The sequence below is a fragment of the Microlunatus parietis genome (assembly GCF_013407955.1).
Lineage (GTDB): Bacteria > Actinomycetota > Actinomycetes > Propionibacteriales > Propionibacteriaceae > Microlunatus > Microlunatus parietis.
The window spans coordinates 2845834-2869854 of the sequence record NZ_JACCBU010000001.1 but is presented as its reverse complement, the minus strand read 5'-3'; the positions used below and the strand labels follow the sequence as shown (position 1 = coordinate 2869854).

The following is a 24021-nucleotide window of genomic DNA, read 5'->3' as shown; positions in this document are numbered from 1 at the left end:
TTCAGGATCACCGCTCAGGCCAACAGGTGTTTTTGCACCTTGCCGAGTGCATTGCGGGGCAGTTCGGGTACGAAGCGCACCTCGCGCGGGCGCTTGTGCCGGGCCAGCCGGGAACCGACGTGGTTGATCAACTCGCCCGGGTCGCCGTCGCCGACCACGTAGGCGACGATCCGCTGACCAAGATCATCATCGGGTACGCCGATCACCGCGACATCGGCCACCGCGGGGTGCTCGCGGAGACAGGACTCGATCTCGCCGGCGCCGATCCGGTACCCGCCGGACTTGATCAGATCGGTGGACTCCCGGCCGACGATCTTGTGGAACCCGGCCGCGTCGATCACCGCCGCGTCCCCGGTCCTGACGTAGCCGTCGTCGGTGATCGCGGCCGCCGTCGCGTCCGGCCGGCCGAGGTAGCCGTCGAAGATCATCGGGCCGGCCACCTCGAGGCTGCCGATCGTCTCGCCGTCGTGGGGCAACTCGCGGCCGGCGTCGTCGCGGAGTCTGGTCCGCACCCCGGGCAGCGGCAGGCCGACCCAGCCGGGGCGGCGCTCGCCGTCGGCCCGGGTGCTGATCGTGATCAAGGTCTCGCTCATCCCGTATCGCTCGACCGGCGGGGCTCCGGTCAGCTCGGCGAGCCGGTGGAAGGTCTGGGTCGGCAACGGCGCGCTGCCCGAGACCAGCAGCCTTGCCTTGGCGAGGCGACGGGCCAGGTCCGGCTGGGCGACGATCCGGGACCAGACCGTCGGCACGCCGAAGTAGAGGGTGCCGGCCGTGCTCGCGTACGCCTCCGGGGTGGGACGCCCCGTATGCACCAGCGGGCTGCCGATCCGCAGCGGTCCGAACAGGCCGAGCACCAGGCCGTGGACGTGAAAGAGCGGCAGCCCGTGCACCAGCGTGTCGTCGGCGGTCCACTGCCAGGCCTCGGTCAACGCGTCGATCCCGGCCGCGAGCGCGGCGCCGGAGAGGACGACTCCCTTTGGCGGCCCGGTGGTGCCGGACGTGTAGAGGATGAGCGCCGGGCCGGCGGGATCGGGTTCCGGCAGGGCCAGCGGGTCGGCGTCGGCGGCGACGGGACGAACCGGCAGGCCGCCCGGATCCGGTGGGACCGAGCCGAGCCAGCCGTCCGGCTCGGCATCGCTGAGCACGTGAGCGAGTTCGCTCGCCCCGGCGTCGGGCGGGACCGGCACCGCTGTCGTACCGGAGAGAAGGCAACCGACCAGTGCGATCACGGTCTCCGGCGTCGGCGCTGCGTGCACCGCGACCCGCCGGACCCCGGAGTCACGCAATCCGGCCGCGGTCGCCGTGGCCCGGCGCAACAGTTCGCGGCGGGTCAGTTCGGCGCCGTCGATCGTGACCGCGGTCCGCTCCGGGCCGGTCAACGACGACAGCAGCGGGACGGCCCCGGGTGAGCGCATGCCTCGAAGGGTAGCGAGCGGACTCGCCGGTCAGGTCAGGGCGTAGCCGCCGTCGACGCCGATGATCTGACCGGTGACCCAGCCGCGGTGATCGGCGAGCGCGACCACCCAGGGCACGACGTCCTCGACCTCGCCGCGGCGGCGCAGCGGGATCAGTCGCCGCTCCTCGTCCTTGATCGCGGCGATCTGCTCGTCCGACAGGCCCATCCGCAGCAGGGCCTCGCTCTCGGTCGGACCGGGGGCGACGGCGTTGACCCGAATCCCGTGCTCGGCGAGCTCCAGGGCCCAGCTCCGGGTCAGGTGCTCCAGGGCGGCCTTGCTGGCGCCGTACACGCTGTGACCAGGGGCCGGCTTGACGCCGTACGTGCTGGAGATGTTGATGATCGAGCCGCGGGCCTTGATCAGGTACGGCAGCGCGGCCTGGGTGAGCAGGATCGGGCCGAGCACGTTGGTCGACCAGGTCTGCCGGGCCACGTCGGCTGCGATGTCGCCCAGGTCGCCGGGCGCGCCGATGCCCGCGTTGTTGATCAGCACATCGATCCGGCCCGATCGGGCCGCGGCGGCGACGATCGCCTCATGATCATCCGGGTCGGCCACATCGGCGACGTGGGTCCTGATGGCGGGGTGCCGGGCGGCCGTCTCGGCCAGTGCGGCGGGCCGCCGGCCGGTGACGAGGACGTCCAGGCCGGCCTCGGCGAGGGCCAGCGCGACGGCCCGCCCGATGCCCGAGCCGCCTCCCGTGACGAGCGCTGTCCGGCGCGTGGGCTCCTGGTCCGCTGTCGGGGTCGGGTCGGTTTCGGTCATGCCGGCGAGCCTAAGATCGTGACACCGGTGTCAAGGTCAAGGAGAGTGCCCGATGCGGATCGGTGAGCTGGCCCGCCGGACCGGTGTCAGCCGGCGGTCGCTGCGGTACTACGAGCAGCACGGCCTGCTGCACGCCCGGCGCGGCGGCAACGACTGGCGGGACTACGACGAGCCGGCGGTCGAGCGGGTGCGGGCGATCGCCGAGCTGCTCGCGAGCGGGCTGACCCTGGACGGGGTCAAGGAACTCGTGCCCTGTTTGGACGACCACGATCGGGAGCGCTGCGCGGACCCGGACCTGCCGAAGCGGACCTATCGAGCCAGGCTGGCCGACGTCGAGACCAGGCTGGCGGCACTGCAGGACACCAGGGACCGGCTGAAGGGCAAGCTCAGCGCGATCCGATGATCACCGTGGCCGGATGGCCGTTGATCAAGATCTCCAACGTCTCCTCCGCGAGCGGCCCGAGGGCGGCGGACCAGAAGTCGGCTCGGCGGCGTGAACTGAGCAGGACCAGGCGGCCGTGTCTGGGGCTGAGCACCCGGTCGAACTCGGCGGCGACGTCGGCGACGAAGGTCTCGTACGGGCCGTCGACGTCCTCGTGCTCGCCCCACGGCGGATCGGTGACGATCACGTCCACGTCATGATCATCGATCATGGTCAGCCGCCGCGCATCCCCGGCGAACATCCGTAGCGAGTCCCGCTTGCGGCGCAGCACGTCCGGCAGATTCGGCCGCAGCTCGTCGAGCCGTTCGTCGACGTAGTCGATCCGGCGGGCCGGCTGCGCGAGTCGCGCCGCGACCAGCGCGCCGGACCCGGCGAACGGATCCAGGAAGCGGTCCCGCCGGTCCGGCCGCGAGGCCGCCACCAGCATCGAGGACAGCTCCGGGGCAAGCGCGCCGGCCGCGACCTTCCGGCTGCGCTGCTTCGGCAGTCGGTACGCCAGCAGGAGTTCGCCGAGGTCCTTCCGGCCGATCAACCAGTACTCGTCGCCGCCGCCGCGGCTGCTGACCCGGCCGCGCACCTTCGCCGACAGGGCCCGCTCGAGGTCGCTCCGGGCGGCTCGGTCGATCGCGGTCAGTTGGCCGTCCAGCTGGGCCATCACCCGGAAGCCCTGCCGTCCGGCGGGCTCCAGGTCGGCCTTCGGCACCTGGGCGGCGAGCTTCCTGATCGCCCCGATGATCTTGCCCCGCGGCACCTTGGCGATCACCCGGAAGGCGTTGTTGGCAAAGGGCAACGGGTCCGCCGAGGTCAGCTTCCGGCTGGTCCGCACCAGCGTCGCACTGTCGTCGGTGAACAGCGGCCGGGCATCCGGGACCACCTGCCGCAACGCCTCGGCGGCCAGCGGTCCGGTCCCGGCCGCGTACTGGATCAGATAGTCGGTGATCGCCCCGTCCTCCTCGCTCGGCGAACACCGGCGACCCTACTAGCTCGCCCCGGCCGGCGGAGTCCGGAGCAGGGTCGCCACCCGCGGCAGCACCTCCTCGACCGGACCGCTCAGTCGGCACTCCATCGCGAGCCAGCCGTCATAGCCGATGTCGGCCAGCGCCCCGAGCGTCTCGGGCCAGTCGTAGTGACCCGCACCCGGCTCCAGCCGGTTGCTGTCGCCGAGCTGGACGTGCTTGATCAGCGGGCCCGCGGCGCGGATCGAGGCGCCGACATCGGCCTCCTCGATCGACATGTGGTACGTGTCCGCGATCACCGCCACGCTGGGCGAGTCGGCCTCCTGCACCACCGACACCGCGTCGGCCAGCGTGTTGATCACGAAGTCCTCGTAGCGGTTCAACGGCTCCAAGTAGAGGGTCGCGCCGACCGACGCGGCATGATCACCGAGCTCGCGCAGCGCCTCCACGAGCAGCTTGCGCGAGTCCGCGTCCGACCTTGGCGGCGTGAACGGCGGCAGCCGCTTGGAGAACAGCCCGTACGCATGCGGCGAGACGATGCCGGTGCCGCCGGCGACGACGATGGTCGACAGCAGTTGCTTCACCTGCTCGATCGCGTCCCGCCGCCGGTCATGATCGAAGTCGCCGATGAAGTGGTCCATGTGCACCACCGCCGTCGGCATGATCACGCCGGCGTCGCGGGCCCGGGCGAGCTCGTCGGACCGGCCGGCGAAGATCCCGTCGCCCTGCCCGGACAGCTCGATCCCGTCGAAGCCGACCGAGCGGACGAACGCGTACTTCTCCTCCAGGGTCTCGCCGGGCAGGGTGCCCTCGGCGGCGGCCAGTCTGATGCTCATACCTGCTCCTTCGCGTCGTCGTCGACCTCGAGAACGACCTGCAGCGCCTGCTCGGGATGCTCGTCGAGCAGCCGGAACGCCTCGGCCGCCTTGTCGAACGGCCAGGTGTGGGTGATCAACTCGGTCAGCTTCAGCCGGCCCGCGACGCCGAGCTCGATCGCGGTCCGGGACAACCGCTCGAAGTCCCAACGCCCTTGCAGGGCGGGTGAAACGCCGGAGATCTGCGAGCAGATCAAGGAGACCCGGTTGTGGTGGAACTCCTCGCCGAGCCGCAGTCCGGCCCCCTCGCCCTGCATGAACCCGGCGACACAGACCCGCGCGTTGTAGGCCACCGTCCGGATCGCCTCGTGCAGCGCCGGATAGTGGCCGGTCACCTCGAGGCAGACGTCGGCGCCCCGGCCGTCGGTCAGCTCCCGGACCCGCTCCGCGATCGGGCCCTCGTCCGGGTCCAGCGCAAGGTCGGCGCCCAGATCCAGGGCCCGGGCGCGCCGGTCCGCGATCTTGTCCACGATGATCACCCGGCCCCCGTTCAGCCGGGCCAACTGGGCGGCGATCTGGCCGGGCACGCCGGCGCCGAAGATCACCACCGTCTCGCCGACGTGGATGTCGGCGTCCAGCACCAGGTTGAGCCCGATCGCGCCGATCTGGGAGAAGATGCCCAGCCGCGGATCCGCGCCGGGCGGCAGCAGCTTGCGCAGGACCTTCTCGACCGGTTGGACGGTGTGGGTCCGGTGGCCCCAGGTGCCCCAGCTGATGTCGCCGACGGCGACACCGTCCGTGTCCGGTCCGGTTTCGACGACGACGCCGACCTCCTCGTACCCCCAACCGTTGACCGGGAAGGTCAGGCTGGTGTCACCGGGCCGGAACAGCCTGGCCCCGGAATCCCAATACCGGTTGAGATACGGGTTGGTGCCGCGATAGGCGGTGAGCTCGGTGCCGGCCGAGATGCCGGTGAAGAGGGTACGCAGCCGTACCTCTCCCGGCCCGACCGGCCGCTCATCCTCGGCGACGACCTCGGCCACGCGGGGCTCGACGAAACTGACCATGGATGCCACGGGCATGCTCCTTCATGGATGGGACGGTACGAGTGATCAACCCTTGATCGCTCCGGACAGGAAGCCCTGCGTGACCTGGCGCTGCAGGGCGAGGAAGACGATCAGGACCGGCAGAATGGTGATCAAGGTCCCGGCGGCAAGCGGCCCGATGTCGAGCGACCGGCCGCCGGTGAACATGTACAGCCCCGTGGTCAGCGGACGGTACCGGCCGCTGGGCAGATAGAGCAGGGGGACGAGGAAGTTGTTCCAGTTGGCCAGGAAGGTGAACACGGTCAGCGCTCCCAGGCCGGGCCGGACCAGCGGCAACAGCACCCGGAGGAAGATCTGCGCCTCGGAGCAGCCGTCCACTCGGGCCGACTGCTCCAACTCGTCCGGCAGGTCGGTGAAGAAGGCGCGCATGAAGAAGGTGCCGAACGCGATCCCGGTCATCGTCAGCACCAGGATCGCGCCGATCAAGGTGTCCAGCAGTCCCATCGACCGGAGCTGGAAATACAGCGGGATCATGTAGGTGAAGAACGGCACCAGCAGTCCCAGCACCACCGAGTAGAACATGATCGACCGGCCGGGGAACGGCAGCCGGGCGAACGCGTAGCCCGCCATCGTGGAGATGATCACTACCAGCGCGGTGCTCGGCACGGTGAGCAGGATGCTGTCCACCAGGTAGCGGCTGAACTCGCCCTGGGTCCAGGCCGTGCTCAGATTCTCGAACGAGAAGGAACTGAACAGGTCGAACGGCCGGGTGCGGACGTCGGCCTCGGACTTGAACGTGGTGGAGACCACCATGATCACCGGGAACAGCGTGAACAACGCCAGCACCGCCAGGACCAGGTGCCGGACCAGCAGTCCTCCGGTGGTCCGGGCACTGCACCGGCGCAGCGTCCGCGGCGGCTCGGCGACGATCGGCGTCCGCTCACTGAGCGAGGTCTGCACGGACATCAGGCCCCCGTTCCCTGCAAGGACAGTCGTCGCTGCAGTCGGTTCAGGCCAACCGCGAACGGGATCGACAGCACGGTGATCAACAACGCCAACGCGGTGCCGTAGCCGATCCGGTTCAGCTGGAAGGCGCTCTTGTACGCATACGTACCGAGGACGTTCGTCGCGTCGGCGGGACCGCCGCCGGTCATGATGAAGATGATGTCGAAGACGCTGAAGCCGCCGACCAGGATCAGCGTCAGGACCATCAGCAGCACCTGCATGATCTGCGGCAGGACCACGTGCAGCAGCCGGGCGAACGGCCCGGCCCCGTCGATCCGGGACGCGTCGACCAACTCCGTGTCCACGTTGCGCAGGGCGGACAGGACGACCATGATCACGAAGCCGCAGGTGGCCCAGATCGCTGTCGCCAGCACCGCATAGAGCGCGGTGTTCGGGTCACCCAGCCAGCCGCGCTGCAGCCCGCCGAGACCGACCAGGTCCAGGGCGCGGTTCAGCCACCCGCTGACCGGGTCGTAGATCCAGCCCCAGACGATCCCGATCGCGACGCCGGGCAGCACGTACGGAAGGAAGAAGATCAGCCGGTAGACCACGCTGCCGGACCGGACCGTCCAGACCAGCAGCGCCACCACCAGGCCGATCACCATCGGCGCCGCGGTGCCGATGACGATCCAGATCGCGTTCCGGCCCAGAGCCCGCCAGACCTCGGGATCGCCGAACATCTCGGTGAAGTTGGCGGCGCCGACAAAAGGCGGGGTGGGATCGAGCCCGTCGAAGTCGACCACGGAGAAGTAGAGCGCGCTGATCATCGGGAACAGGAAGAAGATGATCACCAGCGCCATCACCGGCAGCACCAGGATCAGTCCGAGCCGGGCCTGGGCGCGCCGAGTGACCCGGGGCAGGTGGCTGAACGAGGCCATCGGCTCAGTTCCCGTCCTTGGCGGCGGCGTCCTGCATCCGGCCGGCCACCTCGGCCGCGGTCGCCTGGCCGGTCAGAATGCCCTGGATCCCCTTCCACATGGCGTTGTTGAACTGATCACCGGTCAGGACGTCGATGTTGTAGCCGAAGTCGCCGGTGCCCTCGGCGATCTTGGCCGCGTCGTCGAGGATCTGGGTGAACAGCGGGCTGGCCTTGATCCCGGCGGTGTCCACCGGGTAGGCGGGAATGTCCTGCAGGTTCTCCACCGCCCAGCGGCCGTGCTCCGGCGTCTGCAGATAGTCCAGCAGCGCGATCGCGGCCTCGGCCTTGGTGGTGCCGGCCGAGACGAACGTGCCCGAGCCGAGCCCGCCGCTGAAGATGCCCCGCCCGTTCGGCGCCGGGAACGGGATGAAACCGACCTCGAACTTGGCGTTGCGTTCGATGTCCAGCGCGAGCCAACTGCCGGTCGGGTTGATCGCCGCCTTGCCGGAGTAGAAGAGCGCGTTGGCGTTGTCGTACGTCACCGCGGCCGGCGACGGCGTCAGCAGCCCGGCCTTGGAGAACCGCTCCCAGACCGCGAGCGCCTCGACCACCTCGGGCGAGTCCCAGGGCCGCCCGCCGGAGAGCAGGGCGTCCATCCCGGCGGAGCCGACCTGACTGGACAGCGTGATGCTCAGCAGGTGGCCGCCCTGCCAGCCCTCCTTGTCGCTGACCGCGAGCGGAATGATCTTGTTGTCGGCGAGCGTGCGCGCCGCGGCCTCGAGGTCGGCCAGGTTGCCCGGCTCGGCCAGGCCGAACTTCGCGAACAGCTCCTTGTTGTAGAACAGGCCGACCTGTTCGATCTGGCTGGGGACGCCGACGATCTTGCCGTCGAAGGTGACCCGCTGCTTGGCGAACTCGAAGACGGGCCACTTCCGCTCCTCGTACGCGGCAGTGAGGTCGTAGAGCAGCCCGGCCTCGGCCAGCGCGCCGGCGAAGCCCGGGCCGGTGTCGTAGCCGAACACGTCCGGCCCCTGGCCGGACCGCAGCTGCGTCTGCAGCACGGTGCGCACGGTGTCGGTCGGGATCACGTCCAGCTTCACGGTGATCCCCGGCTTGGCGGCCTCGAACTTCTTCAGATCGGCGCGGATCAGTTCGAGATCGGCCGGATCCTCGGGCTGGCCGATCATGTAGCGGATCTCCTGCTGGGCCGAGGTCTCCTGCTGGGCCGGCCCTCCGCCCGGTGCCGGGCCGGTGCAGCCGGCGGCCAGCGCCAAGGTGGTCAGCCCTGCGGCCGAGAGCAGGGTCCGGCGGTCGATCGCGACCTTCGGCTTCATCGTGACTCCTGTGTCCTGGTGAAACTTCTAGCGTTAGAATCTAACGTTAGAATCCGCTGGAGACCCTAGGATGTCAAGACCCGAACCGTCGATTTCTCAAGGACGTCCATGGCAACCATCGAGTCGTCATCCCGCGACCCCGACCGGACCAGGCCGGCCCGGATCAAGGACGTCGCGGCGCTGGCCGGGGTGTCGCTGAAGACGGTGACCAACGTGGTGCACCAGCGGTCGAACGTCCGCGACTCCACCCGGGCCCGGGTGCTGGCCGCGATCGAGGAGCTCGACTACCGGCCGTCCCTGGCCGGGCGGCAGCTGCAGAGCGGCCGCAGCACCATGATCACGCTGGCCCTGCCCCGGATCGACGAGCCCTATCTGGGGGCGTTGGCGCATGCCATGATCGCCGCTGCGTCACCGCGCGGGTACACCGTGGTGATGGACGAGACCGGCGGCGTGCCGGAGCGGGAGGAGCAGGCGGCGGCGGGCTACCCGGGGCACGGGATCGACGGAGTGATCTTCAGCCCGTTCGCGATCGACCAGGAGGCGATGGCCGCGATGAGCCGGCGCACTCCGATGGTGCTGCTGGCGGCGCCGCTGCCGGGCAGTCATGCCGACTACGTCGCGATCGACAATCACGCCTCCGCCGCCGAGGTGGTCGATCATCTGCACGGGACCGGCCGGCGCCGGATCGGCTACGTCGGCCGGACCCCGGATCGGCCCACCGCCGTCGGCGAGATCCGGATGGTGGGCGTACGGGACCGGCTGGCCGACCATGGCCTGGAGCTGGCGGAACGCCGGGTGTTCACCACCGGCCGGTTCACCCGGGAGATGGGTGAGCAGGCGATCTCCGACGCCGGGGAGGACCTGCTCGGCTGCGATGCGATCGTCTGCTGCAGCGATCTGCTGGCCATCGGCGTGATCCGCGGGCTGAAGCGGGCCGGGGTGCGGGTGCCGGATGACATCGCCGTCGTCGGCTGGGACAACATCATCGACACCGAGTACGTCAGCCCGACCGTGACCTCGGTGGCGCCGGATCTGGAGGCGCTGGCCGAGCAGACGATCGAGGCGCTGCTGGAACGGATCGAGGGCAACCGGGAACCGGGCCGCAACTACGTCGTGCCGCACCGGCTGATGATCAGGGAGTCGACCGGTCAGCCCAGCGATCGCCCGAACTGAACCAGGGCCCAGGCCAGGCAACCGAAGGCGATCAGCCCGACGACGGACCGGACGTGGTTCCAGGCGAGCCAGGTCTGCTCTCGGAACGCGGCCCGGACGGCGGCCAGGTCGGCGATCCGGTCCGGGTGGCCGGCTTCCTTGAGGCCGTTGTTCAACGGCAGGTGTACGGCGATCGTGATCACGAACGTGGCCAGATAGAGCACGAACGCGGCGATGATCCAGGGCAGCGCGGCCCGCTGTTCGGAGCCGAGCTGCAGCAGGCCGGCCAGGCCGGTAAAGATCAACGCGCCCAGGAAGCCGAGCAGGAGGAAGGCGGGCGTCACCAGGGCGGCATCCAGCCGCTGGAAGCCGGCGACGAACGTCCGGTCGTCGGCGCCTCCGAGCCCGGGCATGATCACCGCCGAGTAGGTGATGAACAGCGAGGCCATGAAGCCGGTGGACAGCGTGGCCGCCACCAGCGCTACGGCCTGAAGCACGGTGAACATGGCGTTCAGTCAACCGCCCGGCCGACCGTCCTGCCATCCTTTCGGCGCTCGACGCCATGTCCGGGCGTCTCGCGATGAGAGGAGTCTCATCGCCGGGATCCGTGTTGTCCCGCCCGGATTTGTCAGGATGGTCGAATGGAACCCGTCCGCGACCACCGGCCCGGCGCGCCCAAGCGCCCGCGCGGCTGGTCGGTCCGGTTCCGGATCCTCACCGCGGTCCTGATGACGACCGCCCTCGGCATGATGGCCGCCGGCCTGACCTCGTACGCGATCAGTCGGCAGGACGTGTACGACGGCGTCGAGGCCGCGCTGAGGCAGGAGGTCAACGAGTTCTTCGAGGCCAGCAACGAGGCCATGAACGGGCCCGGCGGGGCCAACATCACCACGGTCGAGGCGCTGCTCCGAGCGACCATCAAGGCGACCTACCCGGACGAGAACGAGGCCGTCCTCGGGCTGGTCAACGGCAAGCTGGAACTGCACCCGAACAAGCAGTCGGAGCTGCAGACCTCGGTGCAGGGCGATCCGGAGGTGATCGCCAAGGCGGCCCAGGTCAGGCCCGGCGACCCGATCCTGCCCCAGCAGATCAGCAACGAGCGGAATCGCAACCTCGCCTTCGTCTCGGTCACCGCCCAGCTGCCCGGCTCCGACGACGTGGGGCACTACGTGGCGGCGGTCGACATCGACACCGCGTTCGGACCGCTGAACAGCACCTACCGCACCTACGCGCTGGTCTGCGTGGTGGCGTTGATCTTGGTCGGGCTGGTCGGGTTCGTCGTCTCCGGCAAGCTGCTGGCCCCGCTCCGGACCCTGCGCCAGACCGCGCAGGAGATCGGCGAGGGCAACCTGTCCGGGCGGATCCCCGAAGATCAACTCACCAGCGGCGACGAGATCGCCGACCTCGGCCACACCATGAACGCGATGCTGGACCGGCTGTCCACCTCGTTCGACGAACAGCGCAACCTGCTCGACGACGCGGGCCACGAGCTGCGGACGCCGATCACCATCGTGCAGGGGCATCTGGAGCTGCTCGACCAGCGGAACCCGACCGAGGTCGCCGAGACCGTCGACCTGTCGCTGGACGAGCTGGCCCGGATGCGGCGGATCGTCGAGGACCTGATGATCTTGGCCAAGTCGCGCCGGCCCGACTTCGTCCGGCCCGGCCCGGTGGACGTCGACGATCTGCTCGGATCCGTGCTGGACAAGGTGAAACCGCTGGCCGACCGGCGCTGGCGGATCGACCGCACCGTGCACGCGGTGATCGAACTCGACCAGCAGCGGATCACCCAGGCGTTGGTCCAACTGGTGTCCAACGCGGTACGGCACTCGGCGGACGGCTCGGTGATCGCGCTCGGCGCCGAGGTCCTCCCGGACCCCGACCATCCGACCTCCCATCGGCTCCGGCTGAGCGTCCGCGACGAGGGCGCCGGCATCGCGGCCGAAGATCATCAACGGATCTTCGAGCGGTTCGCCCGGTCCGGCCCGGCGCCCGAGCATGATCATGCTTCGGGTCACCCGGAGGGTTCCGGGCTCGGGCTGGCCATCGTCGATGCCATCGCCACCGCGCACCGTGGCCGGGTGCTGCTGCACAGCCGCCCGGGCCGTGGCTCGACGTTCACCCTCGATCTACCGGTGATCACCGACGATTCCCGTACCGAAGAAGTCGAGGTGCCGGACCACCGGCACCCCATCGCGACGGAACAGGAGAGCCCATGGCCGCGATCTTGATCGCCGAGGACGAGTCCCGGATCGCTTCGTTCGTGGAGAAGGGGCTGCGCGCCGCCGGCCACACCACCACCGTCGCGGCGACCGGGCCGGAGGCGCTGGAGCTGGCGCTGAGTGATCAGTTCGAGCTGTTGGTGCTGGACATCGGGCTGCCCGGGCTGGACGGTTTCGCGGTGCTGGAACGGCTGCGTGGCCAGGGCTTCACGCTGCCGGTGATCATCCTGACCGCGCGCGACTCGGTGACCGACACGGTGGCCGGGCTGGACAGCGGTGCCGACGACTACATGGCGAAGCCGTTCCGGATCGAGGAGTTGCTGGCCCGGGTCCGGATCCGGCTGCGGCAGACCTCGACCGAGCAGCCGACCACGCTCTCCCACGGCGATCTGGGCCTCGACCTGCACACCCGGCTGGCCCGCGTCGGAGGCCGTACCGTCGAACTGTCGGCGCGGGAGTTCTCGCTGCTGGAGACCCTGCTCCGCAACCCCGGACAGGTGATGACCCGGGAGCAACTGCTCTCCCGGGTCTGGGGCTACGACTTCGACCCCGGCTCCAACGTCGTCGACGTCTACATCCGCTACCTGCGCAACAAGATCGGCGCCCACCGGATCCTCACCGTCCGCGGCGCCGGCTACCGCCTCGTCTCCTGAGCGCGATTTACGGTCGGCAGGCGGTCGTGATCAAGGACGACTCCGTGCTGCTGGTGCGGCGCTCCGACAACGGCGCCTGGGCTCCCTGCCTGCCGGATGGCCCGCTCAGCGTGCAAGCCTGGGTGCGCGGCGAGACGGACAACGACGGTCGGGAAATTCGGCCTCGAGTATCCGGCGGAAACTCCCCCACCGACGCGCTCAGACATGACAGTGCCCTGAGCCTGTCGAAGGGCCAGGCCACAAGGCTCGCGGGGAGCGCTGATGCGGGAACTGGCCTGGCCCTCCGACGAACTCAGGGCACCGGAACTGCGCGGTTCGCGGTCAGTCGGCCGACGCGGGGGAGGCCGGCGAGACGGCGGAGTTCGCGCTCTTCGGCGTCTGCGTGGTCCGCGGCGACTGCGCGCTCTGGGCGGTCTGCGCGGACGCAGCCGTCTGCGTGGTCTGGGCGCTCTTCGGCGTGGCGCTGGTCTGCGGAGTGGGCGGAGTCACGGCAGACTTCGGGCTGACCGGGGTCTTCGCGGGGGTCGGCTTGCCGGTGTCCTCACCGGGGTTCGGCTTGGCGTTCGGGTCCGCCGCCGGGTCGGCCGCGTGCGCCACGTAACCGGAACCGGCCAGCGGCTCCTGCGAGAGGGCGGGCAGGCCGAAGGCCGCGACGGGGGCGAGGACGAACGCTGCTGCGCCGCCCGTGATGATCCACTTGGTCCTGTTCTGCATGGTTCTACCAAACCAGCCAGCGATGAGAAGGCGAGGAAGTGAGGATGAGAGCTCTTTCATCAAGTCCGCGGCGGTACGGAGCGGCACGATGAGTCCCCTCACCGTCGTCCCGGGCGCGCCGGAGTCGCCGGTGATCGTGCACCTGCCGCATGCGGCGACGGAGATCCCGGCGGACGTACGGTCCGGTCTGCTGCTCGACGACGACGAGCTGGCCGCCGAGCTGGCCGCGATGACGGATGCCGGCACCGACCAGATCGGCCGGCTGGCCGCAGGCCTGGCCAAGGCCCGGCCATGGCTCGCGATCAACCGGTACTCCCGGCTGGTGGTCGATCCGGAACGGTTCCCGGACGACCGGGAGGAGATGGCCGCCGTCGGGATGGGCGCGGTCTACACCAAGACCTCGACCCGCCGGCCGCTGCGGGCCCCCGACGATCGCAGCAAGGAGGACCTGCTGGCCCGCTTCTACCGCCCGTACGCCGAGGGGATGGCCGATCTGGTCGACGCTCGGCTGGTCGCCGTCGGCCGGGCGATCGTGATCGACCTGCACTCCTATCCGCGGGACCCGCTGCCGTACGAGCTGCACCCGGACCGCCGCCGCCCGATGACCTGCATCGGTACGGACCCCTTCCACACGCCGGACCGGCTCCGCGACGCCGCCGTCGCCGCGTTCTCACCCCTCGGCGCGGTCGTGACCGACCAGCCGTTCGCCGGGTGCTATGTGCCGTTGCGGCAGTACCGGAAGACGCTCCGGGTCACCGCGGTGATGATCGAACTGCGCCGGGACGGGTGCGACACCGTCGCCGCGGTACGTCGTCGGGCGGAGACCCTGGCCGGACTGATCGACTCACTCGCCTGACCGGCGCGCCTCCTCGATCAGGACCACGGCCGCCGCCTTGGCCTGCCGGGCCACCTCGGGATCACCGAGGATCGCTGCGGTGGTCTGAGCCCCCTCGACCAGCACGACCAGTTGCGGCGCCAGGTCGTCCGGCAATCCGGCCTCGGCGACCAGTCCGGCCACCAGGGTGGCGAAGCCGCGCTTCTGCCGGCGCACCGCCTCGGCCGCGTTGGGCGAGCTCGGCCCCAGCTCGCCGTACAGATTGATGAAGGCGCAGCCGCGGAAATCGGGCTCGTGGAACCAGTCGTCCAGGTAGTCGAAGATCGCCAGCAGCTTCTCCGCCGGGTCGTCGGCGGTGGCCAGCGCGGCCTCGATCCCGTCGGCCCACAGGGCGGAGCGGCGCCCCAGGACGGCCGTGACCAGGTCGTCCTTGGACGGGAACAGCGCGTAGATCCGCTTCAGCGACACCCCGGCCTCGGACCGGACCGCGTCCATGCCGACGGCCTGGACGCCGCGCGCGTAGAACAGCCGATCGGCCGCCTCGACCAGCCGCTGCCGCGCGGTCTCCTCGTCGATGACACCTGCACTCCTTGGCATCGGGCACACCCCTTGCATTGAGAACGATCGTTCTCTACTCTAGACGACAGAGCCGGAGAACGAGCGTTCTCCGCGAGAGTCGAAGGGGAGAGACTGATGGCCACCATCACCGTCGGGACACAGAACAGCACGCCGATCGAGCTCTACTACGAGGACCAGGGCAGCGGCCGGCCGGTCGTACTGATCCACGGCTACCCGCTGGACGGGCACAGCTGGGAGCGGCAGACCCGGGACCTGCTCGCCGCCGGCCACCGGGTGATCACCTACGACCGCCGCGGGTTCGGGCAGTCGAGCAAGATCAACGACGGGTACGACTACGACACCTTCGCCGCGGATCTGAACGCAGTGCTGGAGACCCTCGACCTCACGGACGTGATCTTGGTCGGCTTCTCGATGGGCACCGGCGAACTGGCCCGCTACGTCAAGAACCACGGTCATGATCGGGTCGCCAAGCTCGCCTTCCTGGCGTCGCTGGAACCGTTCCTGGTGCAGCGCGACGACAACCCCGAGGGCGTGCCGCAGAAGGTCTTCGACGGCATCGCCGCGACCGCTCGCGAAGATCGTTACGCCTGGTTCACCGCGTTCTACAACGACTTCTACAACCTGGACGAGAACCTCGGCAGCAAGATCAGCCAAGAGGCCGTCACGGCCAACTGGAACACGGCCACCCGGTCCGCTCCGGTCGCCGCCTACGCGGTGGTGCCGACCTGGATCGAGGACTTCCGCGACGACGTGGCGGCGGTCCGGGACACCGGCAAGCCGGTGTTGATCCTGCACGGCACCGGCGACCGGATCCTGCCGATCGACGCCACTGGCCGGCGGTTCCATGCCGCCGTGCCGGAGGCGAGCTACGTCGAGGTCGAGGGAGCGCCGCACGGCCTGCTCTGGACCGACGCCGACGAGGTCAACCAGGCCCTGCTGGAGTTCGTGAAGGACTGAGGTCGAACACGTTCCCTGAGCCCGTCGAAGGGTAAGGCCCGGTCCGGCTCGGCACTTCGACAGGCTCAGTGCGCGTTCGCCACGAGGCTCACTCCCCGGCGAGTACGGCGAGCCGCTGCCGCAACGCCCCGCCGCAACGGCAGTCCGGATCCGGGCAGAGCAGCGCGGCGGGGTCGTTCATGATCACCGATGTGGCGGACGCCAGCACCGCGCGGGCCGGGATCCGCCGGGCCCGGCAGTTCCCGATCATGGTCTCCGCGGTCACCGGGGCGAGTCGGGGCTCAAGATCATCGAAGTTGTGCGACTCGCCGGAGACGTTCGGCACCTCGGCCCAGACCCCGGGCGCGACGACGGCGTACCGGTAGAACAGGGAACGCCCCAGTCGCTGCTCGGCGAGGTGGATCGTGGTGTTGGCGTGGTGCCCGACACCGAGCAGCAGCACATCGCCGTCCAGCCGGTCCAGCACCTCGACCGGGCCGAGCATCCGGTCCGGCCGCTGGCCCTTGATCAACTCCTCGGCATGATCGCCGGCGGCGCGGAACGGGTACAGCGGATGATCACCGCTGATCACGTCCGGCTGGTCGGCGAACGCGGCCGCGACCGCGCCGAGCCAGCCGTCCGTCGGCAGGCCCGGCCCCGCCGGGGTCGCGGCGGCCACGGCGGCGTCGAAGGCCGCCCAGGAATCCGCCTGGTAGAAGGAATTGTTCGGCCGGACCAGGCCGGGCGGGGCCGGCACGCCGGTCCGCTCGCCGACCGCACCGAACATCAGCACGGTGCCGCAGACCTGCCGGACCGCGGTGATCACCGTCTGGGCACCGCCGTCGACCCGGCCGAACGACCGCAGCGAGGCGTGCAGGAACACGATCGACTCCGCGCCGAGCCCGAGCCGTTCCAGGCCGGCGACGAGCTCGTCCTCACCCGTCACCCGATCGGTCATGCCGTGATCATCAATTGATCGTGACCAAGGTGCCGGAGCCGTCCCGGTACTCGATGTAGCCCAGATAGGGAATGTCCCGTTCCAGCCCACGCCAGCGGACCGTGACGTCGATCGGCTCCTGGACCTCCGCGGTCGGATCCGACGGCCGGACGGTGAAGGAGCCCTCCGACGTCTGGTCGGTCACCGACGCGCTCCGGTACACGTACGGCGTGGTCTCGGTCTCCGGCGCGTTCGCGTAACCCTCGACCACGGCCACGTACTCGCCGGCCGGCGGCGCGGTCAGCCGTACGGTCTCGTCCGCGGTCGGCCCGGCGGACTGGCCGACCGGCACCGGGGTCCCGTCGACGATCCGGTACAGGTAGAGGTCCAGGTCGGCCTGCTCGTACTCGGACCGGACCGAGATCTGGGCGGCCTTGGTGCCCTCCTCGATCGTCACCGGGTACTGCTTCTGCTCCGAGGGCTTCAGCGAACCCTTCTCGGCGGTCCCGCCGGCGAGGCCGTACTTGGTGATCGGGAAGTCGCCGTCGACGCCGGGCACGACCTCGTACCGCAGCGAGCCGCTGCGGCCGGTGCCGGACACCACCTCGGGCGCCGACAGCTGGACCGGCGTGATCGCGAGCGGCAGCCGGGCGTAGGTACCGGCTCCGCTCCAGGTGAGGAAGCCGGTGGCCGCCTTGTCGTACGGCGCGGTGTCCTTCTCGAACCTGACCTTGAACGTCTTGGTCTGCCCGGCCTCGTCGAAGCTGAGGATGGACGGCGTCACCTTGGCCCGGATGCCGGGGATGTTGATCTTGGCCCGATAGATCCCCGGCTTCAGCGCGGTCACCTTCCGGGTCACGGTCTGGTGCTGCAGCAGCTCGCCGATCGCGATCGACGGGCTGTTGTAGTCGCTCGGGTCGATCTCCTCGGCACCGGTGCCGGTGTCGATGCCCAGCCCCTCGAGATAGCTGAGCCAGTCGTCGTCCGAGGCGTCGAAGACCAGGCCCGGATCGAACATCTTCCCCGGCCGGACACCGCCCGCACCCTGGTCGAACGGGTCGGTCAGCGCCTTGCCGTCGGCCTTCTTCAGGTTGCCGGCCGTCGTCATCAGGGCCGACTTGATCCGCATCGGCTCCCACGTCGGGTGCTTGGTCAGCTGCAGCGCAGCCAGCCCGGCCACGTGCGGCGCCGCCATCGAGGTGCCGTCGTAGAAGTCGTAGTCGCGTCCCTCGTTGCTGGGCGGGGCGACCGCGGCCAGGATCATCGCGCCCGGGGCGGCGAGGTCCGGCTTGACCAGGTCGCCGTGGCTCGATCCGGACGGGCCGCGGGAGGAGAAGTCGGCGATCTGCGGGTACGGGGTCTTGACGTCGGTCTGGTTGCCCTGCACCAGCGTCGCCGTGGCCCCGACCGTGTCCGCGTACGTCTTCACGTCGACCGAGCCCGGCGGGTTCAGGTGCACCGTCGGCACCGAGTGCCGGTCGCCGACCGTGGTGTCCTCGGCGAGATTCGCCATCACCATGCCCAGCCCGCCGGCCCGCTTCACCTCGGCCGACTTGGCCACCCGGTCGTACGTGCCGCGGTCGCAGACCACGATCTTGCCGACGGCCAGCGCCGGATCGAGTGTGCCGGGCCCGCACAGCGCGGCGTCCTCGGGCGTGGCCGCGGCGGTCTTGACGGTGGCGCCGGTGACCAGCGGCGACGGCCCGACCTCGTCCCGGATCGTGGTGCTGGCGCCGGCGAACTGCCGTCCGTCGCCGAGCACCACGGTGCCCTCGTACGGCTGAATCGTGTGGGCGGCGACCGAGGTGATCCACGGCTCGGTGTTGCCCACGGTGCCCGGGGCCGGGCCGGCGTTGCCGGCCGAGGCCGCCACGAACACGCCAGCCGAGGCGGCCGACAGGAAGGCGAGGCCGACCGGGTCGTCGTGCGCGGTGTCGCCGCTGCCGGCGGAATAGTTGATCACGTCGACGCCGTCGGCCACGGCCGCGTCGATGGCCGCGACGATGTCGGAGGTGAAGCCGCCGGACTGCTCGACCGTCGCACCCTCCCAGAGCGCCTTGTAGACGGCGATCTTGGCCGCCGGCGCGACGCCGGAGATCTCGTCGAACGGAACTCCGTCGACACTCGCCGGCACCTCGGCGTTGCCGGCGGCCGTCGAGGCCGTGTGGGAACCGTGGCCGGAGCCGTCCCGCGGCGAGATGAAGTCGCGCCGGGAGGCCGGCGGGACCGCGGCCATCCAGGCGTCGCCGAAGTAGCGGGCGCCGATCAGCTTGTCGTTGCACTCCGCGGCGGTCCACTCCTCGCCGGTCTGGCAGATGCCGCGGAACGTGCTCCCGTCGGACTTCTCCAGGACGACCTCGTCGCCGTCGCGGTACGGCTGGAACTCCTCGTCCGAGCGTTCCGACTTCAGCGGGTCGCCGGCGAAGGACGGGTTCTCCGGCCAGATGCCGGTGTCGATCACGCCGACCACGACGCCCGCGCCGGCCTTCTTCGCGCCGCCCAGCGATTCCCAGACGCCCTGGTCGCCGCTGAGGCCGAGATAGTCGGTGGAGCGTCGGTCGTCGTCGGACTGGATCAGGGTGTCCTTGACCACCGAGAGGACGCCCGGGGTCCGCGCCAGCCGCTGCGCCTGGCGCGGCGTCAGTTCGGCGGCGAACCCGTTCAGGGAGACCGAGAACCGCTGCAGCACCTTCGCGCCGACCAGGTCGGCGATGCCGTCCTGCAGCCGGGACAGCAGCCCGCGGTACGCCTTCGCGGCGTCGGTGTCGACGCGGACCTTGCGGCCGTCCTCCGGCCGGGTCGCCTCGAAGCCCTTCCGGGACCCGTCGTAGGTGGCCAGCGGCCGGTCGGCCAGGGTGACGATGTAGGTCCCGGGCGCGGTCAGCGACATGGCCTCCGGCAGCAGCGGATCGGCCGTCGCCGGCTGCACCGTCGCCACCAGACCGACCGTCACCAGAAGGACGGTCACGAGGGCAGCCAACCGACTACGTTTCCTGACCAACATCGCGATCCTCTCCGCGTCGAACCCCTTACACGACGAGGTCGCCGGGCCATGGACATGCGAAGAGCCCAGCCCCACTGGACCCCCCGGTAGGGTTGACGCTAGCAGTCGGGGTTGAGACGCGTCGAGAAGAAGGAAATGGATGCGGAACGGGTACCGACGGGCGACCTGGCTGGTGCTGCTGGGTTGCCTGGTCTGGCTGGCCGCCGGTTGCGCACCCGGAACGACGCCCGCCTCACCCAGTGAGGAGCCGACCATGTCCGGTCCCAGCGAGCCGTCGCCGAACCCCTCAGCCTCCGGCCCGCCGACGGCCCAGCCGTCGCCCGGCGACGAACTGACGATCCGGTACGACAACGGCAACGGCACCGTCTCGACCTGGACGCTGACCTGCGCCCCGGCCGGCGGCAACCATCCCGACCCGAAGGCGGCCTGCGCGGCCCTGCAGTCCCACGAGGAGGCGCTGCAGCCGGTGCCGCCGGATCGCGCCTGCACCGAGCAGTACGGCGGTCCGCAGACCGCCACGATCACCGGAACCTGGCGCGGCAAGCCGGTGAACAGCACGCTCAGCCGCACCAACGGTTGCGAGATCGGCCGCTGGGACGCGCTGGCCGGCCTGCTGCCGCGCGCCGGCAGCTGACCTACCGCGGCTCCCGTACTTCCGTGCGGGACGGGGAGCGATAGGCGAGCCGCCGGAGCAGCGTCTCGGCCGGACCGCGCACGGTGCGCTGCCGGAGCACCTCAGCGAGTAGGACCGTGATCAACCAGACCCCGACCGCGAACAGGGCGGTCGGCGCGGACGTCATCCAGGCGCCGATCCCGAAGCCCCACGCGGCGAACACCGGAGCGTTGATCACCGACTGGGCCAGATAGCCGGACAGCGATCGCTGGCCCAGGGCGATCACCGCGACGGCGACCGGGCCCGGGATCCGTTCCCGCAGCTGGTAGCGCGCCGCGACCAGGGCGAAGACCGCGACGTAGCCGAGCCCGCCGAGCGCGCCGGTCGCCTGGGTCGCCTCGTACAGCCAGGCGTACGCGTACGGCACCTGGATCACCTGGAAGTGGGCGAGGGCGTACCCGGCGCCGCCCGCCCAGCCGACGGCCAACCCGGCCACGGCGGCCCGGCGCAGCAGCGGCAGGTGGTCCAGCGGACGTTCCAGGATCCGGTGCCGAGCGGCCCAGCAGCCGAGCAGCACCACGGCCGCGATGACCAGCGGCGTGAGCCCGTACACCAGGAGCCCGCGGGCCCAGTCCGTGGACCTGGCCAGAACCGAATGCGGGTACGAGGTCTGCTCGGTGCCGGAGTAGTCGGTGACGTACGGGATCGCCGGCGTGATCCCGTACTCGCCGTCGGAGACCAGGTCCACGACAACGGCGGCGGCCAGAACCACGACGTGCCCGACGGCCAGCACGGCGGCCGCGCGGAGCAAGGTCCGGTCCCGACGCCCGAGGAAGACCGCGACGACGATCAACCCGAGCAGCCCGTAGCTACCGAGGATGTCGCCGTCCCAGAGCAGCGCCGCGTGCACCAGCCCGAACCCGATCAGGCAGAGGTTGCGTCGCTGGAGCAGCCGCCGGGCCCCGACGGCAGGACTGCCGGCGTCGAGCTGTCGCTGGTACAGCTGGACCATCCCGTACCCGAACAGGAAGGCGAACATCGGGTACGCCTTCCGGTCGATCAGGGTCATGATCACGGACTGTGCGACCACGTCGGCCGGGGCAGGCGGCGCACCGGAGTCGTCCCCGTAGAGCAGCAGAGGTGTGTTGGCCAGCACGATGCCGAGCAGCATGAACCCGCGGGCCAGGTCCGGGGCCAGCGCGCGCTCGCCGACCCGGACCGGCCCGCGTCCCGCGGTCGTGTCCACGGCGGCCCATCTTGCCAAGAACACTGCCTGTCAACGTCGCCGCCGCAGCGTGAGCACCGCCGAGTCGACCTCGGGCGGTGGCGCGAACGCCCACCGCGGTACCCGTACCCCGCGGACCCCGACGAACCAACGCGGCGGCCGCTCCAGCAGGCCGTTCACCGCGCCCCGTTGGAGCACCAGGTCGGCCCGGATCATGCGACTGTGCCGGGCCGTGATGAGTCTCAGCAGCGCCGAGGTGATGGAGTACGGCGGATTGGCGATCACGCGGAACGGCCGGGCGGGCAGCCGGAAGTCGAGGGCGTCGATCCCCAGGACCTTCAAGGTTCCGTTCGCCGCGGCCGAGCCGAACCGGCGCTGCAACGCCGCCGCGCGGCCGGGATGCCACTCGATCGCGATCACCCTGGCTCCGCTGTCCAGCAACGGTGCGGTGACCGCTCCGGTGCCGGCGCCGAACTCGACCACCAGCTGGCCCGGCCGAACCTCAGCCTGGTCGACGAGCCGTCCCGCCCACTCAGGGTCGAGCTGGTGCCAGGCCCACTCCCGTCGGGTGGACGGCCTGCGCCGCCCTGCCCCGGACACGCGTCACCATCATGAACGTGATCATGGTGGCGACCGTACCGAGCATCCTCACGGTCCGCGAAGGGTTTTCCGCGGGTCCGGGGCCGGCGGTTCATCGCCTGGTGAGAGGCGGCTTGACCGTGCTCTGGGGCGGGGCCATCCTGGCCTGGTGAAGCCCGGGGGCGGTCAGGTCGCACGGCGACCGCCAAGGTCCTCTTTAGGACATTTCCAGTACTGGACACTGAAAAGTGGTGACTTCGTCTCCCGGGTCGAATAAGTTCTAACCAACGTCAGGGGTGACTGCCGAAGCAACTGGGAAGCGGAGGCTGGCACCAACAGGAAGGAAGAGTTGCATGTCTCACAACCACGTGGGTTTCAGGGGAAAGCGCACCGTTGTCCGAGCAGTAGCCGCGGCCGTGTTGGCGGTGGGCGTGATTGCTGCGGCGGCTACGGCGGCGAGTGCGGTGAACAGCATCAAGGCAGACGGCGTCAACGGAGTCAAGACGCAGAGCGTGGGCATCCACAGTGATGTCAACAGCATCTGAATAGAGAAGGCAAGACCGCCGGGTCACCGACCTCACTGTCAGGAAGTGAGGGTCCACGGCGATGACAACACAAGAGACTTCCGCAAGGAAGCCGGGATTACCTGACGTTCCCGGAAAGACAGACCGGTGATGTGAGCACCGAATCTGTCGCTGATGTCCTTATCAGTCATCCCCCGAGACTGATGAGGATCTCCTCCCCCTGGGCGACGCCCGCGGTCCTTTCCCAGAGGACCGCGGGCGTGGCTTCTTTCTGTGTGGGATCGTAGCCTTGAAGTGCCCGGCTTGGGAAGATGTTGACGCTGAGATCAACGGCAATTCTCAGGCGCGCTGCCGATCGGGGGTCTGGTTCAGCGCATCCGCCCGCACCAGCGCAGCCCCGAGTTGCAGTCTGGTGCTCACTCCCAGCTCGTCCATCAGGTCGGAGATCCACCGCCGGACCGACCGCACCGTGACTCCGAGCTGGCCGGCGATGGCATTGTCCGTCGAGCCGGTCATCAACAGCGAGATCAACATCTGCCGCCGCGGATCCGTACGCCCGTAGTGGGTGATGATCGGCACCGACGCGTCCCAGACACCCTCAAACAACCACTGCAGCGTCTCGATCAACATCGGGTGCCGGGTCAGCGAGGCGCGCAGTTCGTGGCCGGGTCCGTACGAACGCATCGAGGGGATCAGCGCAACCTGCGCGTCCGCCATCAGCAGCTTCATCGGCACCGGCGCCGTCCGGGACTGCTCACCCTTCTGAGCGAACAGGGACAACTCGGACAGTCGGTCCGAATCGAATCCGGGATGGTAGACGGCGCGGATCTGGACCCCGCGTTCCAGGGCCTGCCATTCCGGGGCCTCCTCGGTGAGGCTCTCCGGGGTTGCGTTGGGCCGGGCCTGGACGTACGGCGGCTTGTCGAACGCGCAGATCTCCCGCTTCGCCGAATCGCAGATCTCCCGCCGGGCCGCGACGATCGCGTCCGCGCCGACCAGGATCTTGATCGTGTCGTTGGCCGATTCCGAGGCGGCCAGCAGATGGCTGGCCAGGGATTCCGCGGCGATCGTCGCCGCCTCCAGCTCGGACTGGCGCTGCTGGCGCAGTCCGGCCACCACATCGAGCAGTGGCAGTGCCTTCCAGTGCCCGGGCGTGGTCTCGGCCGCCAGCCCGAGCGCTCGCAGCTCCGAGAGTGATCGCTCGACGGCGTCCTTGGCCGCGTCCGCACGCTCCGCCAGGTCCTCGACCGAGGCGGCGTCCGTGGTGGCCAGAACGACGTAACTGGCCTCGGCTTCGGCAGTGATCCCAAGCGGCTGAAGCATGGCTGCTCCTTGAGCATGAACGGGGCTTCCGGTCACAGTATCCGATGGC

Annotated in this window: 24 protein-coding genes; 8 read left to right on the top strand and 16 right to left on the bottom strand. The window is 70.0% G+C overall.

Going from position 1 to position 24021, the window contains the following annotated elements; all coding sequences use genetic code 11:
* Positions 1-14: 14 nt before the first annotated feature.
* Both BKA15_RS13735 and BKA15_RS13730 read right to left on the bottom strand, forming a co-directional pair.
* The gene (locus BKA15_RS13735) at positions 15-1415 is read right to left on the bottom strand and encodes an acyl-CoA synthetase (RefSeq protein ID WP_179751604.1); all 1401 of its coding nucleotides are present in this window, start codon (positions 1413-1415) and stop codon (positions 15-17) included.
* Positions 1416-1445: 30 nt separating this feature from the next.
* Positions 1446-2219, bottom strand: a complete 774-nt coding sequence (locus tag BKA15_RS13730; RefSeq protein WP_179751603.1) for an SDR family NAD(P)-dependent oxidoreductase — start codon at positions 2217-2219, stop codon at positions 1446-1448.
* A 52-nt stretch (positions 2220-2271) separates the two neighbouring features.
* Here BKA15_RS13730 and BKA15_RS13725 point away from each other — a divergent pair, with 52 nt between their 5' ends.
* Positions 2272-2622: a MerR family transcriptional regulator gene (locus BKA15_RS13725; protein WP_179751600.1), complete on the top strand. Its 351-nt coding sequence runs from the start codon at positions 2272-2274 to the stop codon at positions 2620-2622.
* Here the strand turns inward: BKA15_RS13725 and BKA15_RS36860 are convergent.
* The 6 genes from BKA15_RS36860 to BKA15_RS13695 all read right to left on the bottom strand — a co-directional run bounded on the left by BKA15_RS36860 (position 2606) and on the right by BKA15_RS13695 (position 8676).
* On the bottom strand, positions 2606-3535 hold the full coding sequence (locus tag BKA15_RS36860) for a TRM11 family SAM-dependent methyltransferase (RefSeq protein ID WP_179751598.1): 930 nt from the start codon (positions 3533-3535) through the stop codon (positions 2606-2608). The two genes, BKA15_RS13725 and BKA15_RS36860, sit on opposite strands and share 17 nt — an antisense overlap.
* Positions 3536-3640: 105 nt before the next feature.
* Positions 3641-4453, bottom strand: coding sequence for a sugar phosphate isomerase/epimerase family protein (locus BKA15_RS13715; protein WP_179751596.1), 813 nt, complete (start codon positions 4451-4453; stop codon positions 3641-3643).
* Positions 4450-5499, bottom strand: a complete 1050-nt coding sequence (locus BKA15_RS13710; protein WP_246322878.1) for a zinc-binding dehydrogenase — start codon at positions 5497-5499, stop codon at positions 4450-4452. The genes BKA15_RS13715 and BKA15_RS13710 overlap by 4 nt, the downstream gene beginning before the upstream one ends.
* A gap of 45 nt (positions 5500-5544) precedes the next feature.
* Complete coding sequence (locus tag BKA15_RS13705; RefSeq protein WP_179751592.1) at positions 5545-6444, bottom strand: carbohydrate ABC transporter permease; 900 nt, start codon at positions 6442-6444, stop codon at positions 5545-5547.
* Entirely contained in the window at positions 6444-7361 is a 918-nt protein-coding gene (locus BKA15_RS13700) for a carbohydrate ABC transporter permease (RefSeq protein ID WP_179751590.1), read from the bottom strand. Before BKA15_RS13700 ends, BKA15_RS13705 begins: the two co-directional genes overlap by 1 nt.
* A 4-nt stretch (positions 7362-7365) precedes the next feature.
* Positions 7366-8676 (bottom strand): ABC transporter substrate-binding protein, encoded by a 1311-nt coding sequence (locus BKA15_RS13695; protein WP_179751588.1) that lies wholly within the window; start codon positions 8674-8676, stop codon positions 7366-7368.
* A gap of 108 nt (positions 8677-8784) precedes the next feature.
* Between BKA15_RS13695 and BKA15_RS13690 the strand changes: the two genes are divergently transcribed.
* A complete protein-coding gene (locus tag BKA15_RS13690) occupies positions 8785-9849 on the top strand; it encodes a LacI family DNA-binding transcriptional regulator (RefSeq protein WP_179751586.1) in 1065 nt (354 codons plus the stop codon).
* Here the strand turns inward: BKA15_RS13690 and BKA15_RS13685 are convergent.
* Positions 9825-10334 carry an anthrone oxygenase family protein gene (locus BKA15_RS13685; protein WP_179751584.1) on the bottom strand — a complete coding sequence of 170 codons (510 nt, stop codon included), beginning with the start codon at positions 10332-10334 and terminating at the stop codon, positions 9825-9827. The two genes, BKA15_RS13690 and BKA15_RS13685, sit on opposite strands and share 25 nt — an antisense overlap.
* A gap of 135 nt (positions 10335-10469) precedes the next feature.
* On the opposite strand from BKA15_RS13685, the gene BKA15_RS13680 reads away from it, so the two are divergent.
* Positions 10470-12059 (top strand): sensor histidine kinase, encoded by a 1590-nt coding sequence (locus BKA15_RS13680; protein ID WP_179751582.1) that lies wholly within the window; start codon positions 10470-10472, stop codon positions 12057-12059.
* On the top strand, positions 12044-12703 hold the full coding sequence (locus BKA15_RS13675; protein ID WP_179751580.1) for a response regulator transcription factor: 660 nt from the start codon (positions 12044-12046) through the stop codon (positions 12701-12703). Before BKA15_RS13680 ends, BKA15_RS13675 begins: the two co-directional genes overlap by 16 nt.
* Positions 12704-13024: 321 nt before the next feature.
* Here BKA15_RS13675 and BKA15_RS13670 read toward each other — a convergent pair whose 3' ends face one another.
* Positions 13025-13417 carry a hypothetical protein gene (locus BKA15_RS13670; RefSeq protein WP_179751578.1) on the bottom strand — a complete coding sequence of 131 codons (393 nt, stop codon included), beginning with the start codon at positions 13415-13417 and terminating at the stop codon, positions 13025-13027.
* 88 nt (positions 13418-13505) lie between these two features.
* Between BKA15_RS13670 and BKA15_RS13665 the strand changes: the two genes are divergently transcribed.
* Positions 13506-14273: an N-formylglutamate amidohydrolase gene (locus tag BKA15_RS13665; RefSeq protein WP_179751576.1), complete on the top strand. Its 768-nt coding sequence runs from the start codon at positions 13506-13508 to the stop codon at positions 14271-14273.
* On the opposite strand, the gene BKA15_RS13660 is transcribed toward BKA15_RS13665, so the two are convergent.
* Positions 14262-14849, bottom strand: a complete 588-nt coding sequence (locus BKA15_RS13660) for a TetR/AcrR family transcriptional regulator (protein ID WP_179751575.1) — start codon at positions 14847-14849, stop codon at positions 14262-14264. The genes BKA15_RS13665 and BKA15_RS13660 overlap by 12 nt on opposite strands.
* A 96-nt stretch (positions 14850-14945) precedes the next feature.
* Between BKA15_RS13660 and BKA15_RS13655 the strand changes: the two genes are divergently transcribed.
* A complete protein-coding gene (locus tag BKA15_RS13655; RefSeq protein WP_179751573.1) occupies positions 14946-15788 on the top strand; it encodes an alpha/beta fold hydrolase in 843 nt (280 codons plus the stop codon).
* 88 nt (positions 15789-15876) lie between these two features.
* Here BKA15_RS13655 and BKA15_RS13650 read toward each other — a convergent pair whose 3' ends face one another.
* Both BKA15_RS13650 and BKA15_RS13645 read right to left on the bottom strand, forming a co-directional pair.
* Positions 15877-16725: an AAC(3) family N-acetyltransferase gene (locus tag BKA15_RS13650; protein ID WP_179751571.1), complete on the bottom strand. Its 849-nt coding sequence runs from the start codon at positions 16723-16725 to the stop codon at positions 15877-15879.
* Positions 16726-16735: 10 nt separating this feature from the next.
* Positions 16736-19672, bottom strand: coding sequence for a S8 family peptidase (locus BKA15_RS13645; protein WP_218871300.1), 2937 nt, complete (start codon positions 19670-19672; stop codon positions 16736-16738).
* A 175-nt stretch (positions 19673-19847) separates the two neighbouring features.
* Here BKA15_RS13645 and BKA15_RS13640 point away from each other — a divergent pair, with 175 nt between their 5' ends.
* A complete protein-coding gene (locus BKA15_RS13640; RefSeq protein ID WP_179751567.1) occupies positions 19848-20342 on the top strand; it encodes an SSI family serine proteinase inhibitor in 495 nt (164 codons plus the stop codon).
* Between the two features lies 1 nt (position 20343).
* Here the strand turns inward: BKA15_RS13640 and BKA15_RS13635 are convergent, their stop codons facing one another.
* The gene (locus BKA15_RS13635) at positions 20344-21567 is read right to left on the bottom strand and encodes a DUF418 domain-containing protein (protein WP_218871295.1); all 1224 of its coding nucleotides are present in this window, start codon (positions 21565-21567) and stop codon (positions 20344-20346) included.
* A gap of 30 nt (positions 21568-21597) precedes the next feature.
* Complete coding sequence (locus tag BKA15_RS13630; protein WP_179751565.1) at positions 21598-22146, bottom strand: 23S rRNA (adenine(2058)-N(6))-methyltransferase Erm(C); 549 nt, start codon at positions 22144-22146, stop codon at positions 21598-21600.
* 332 nt (positions 22147-22478) lie between these two features.
* On the opposite strand from BKA15_RS13630, the gene BKA15_RS13625 reads away from it, so the two are divergent.
* Positions 22479-22670 carry a hypothetical protein gene (locus tag BKA15_RS13625; RefSeq protein ID WP_179751563.1) on the top strand — a complete coding sequence of 64 codons (192 nt, stop codon included), beginning with the start codon at positions 22479-22481 and terminating at the stop codon, positions 22668-22670.
* A gap of 318 nt (positions 22671-22988) precedes the next feature.
* Here BKA15_RS13625 and BKA15_RS13620 read toward each other — a convergent pair whose 3' ends face one another.
* Positions 22989-23972: a hypothetical protein gene (locus BKA15_RS13620; protein WP_179751561.1), complete on the bottom strand. Its 984-nt coding sequence runs from the start codon at positions 23970-23972 to the stop codon at positions 22989-22991.
* Between the last annotated feature and the right edge of the window lie 49 nt (positions 23973-24021).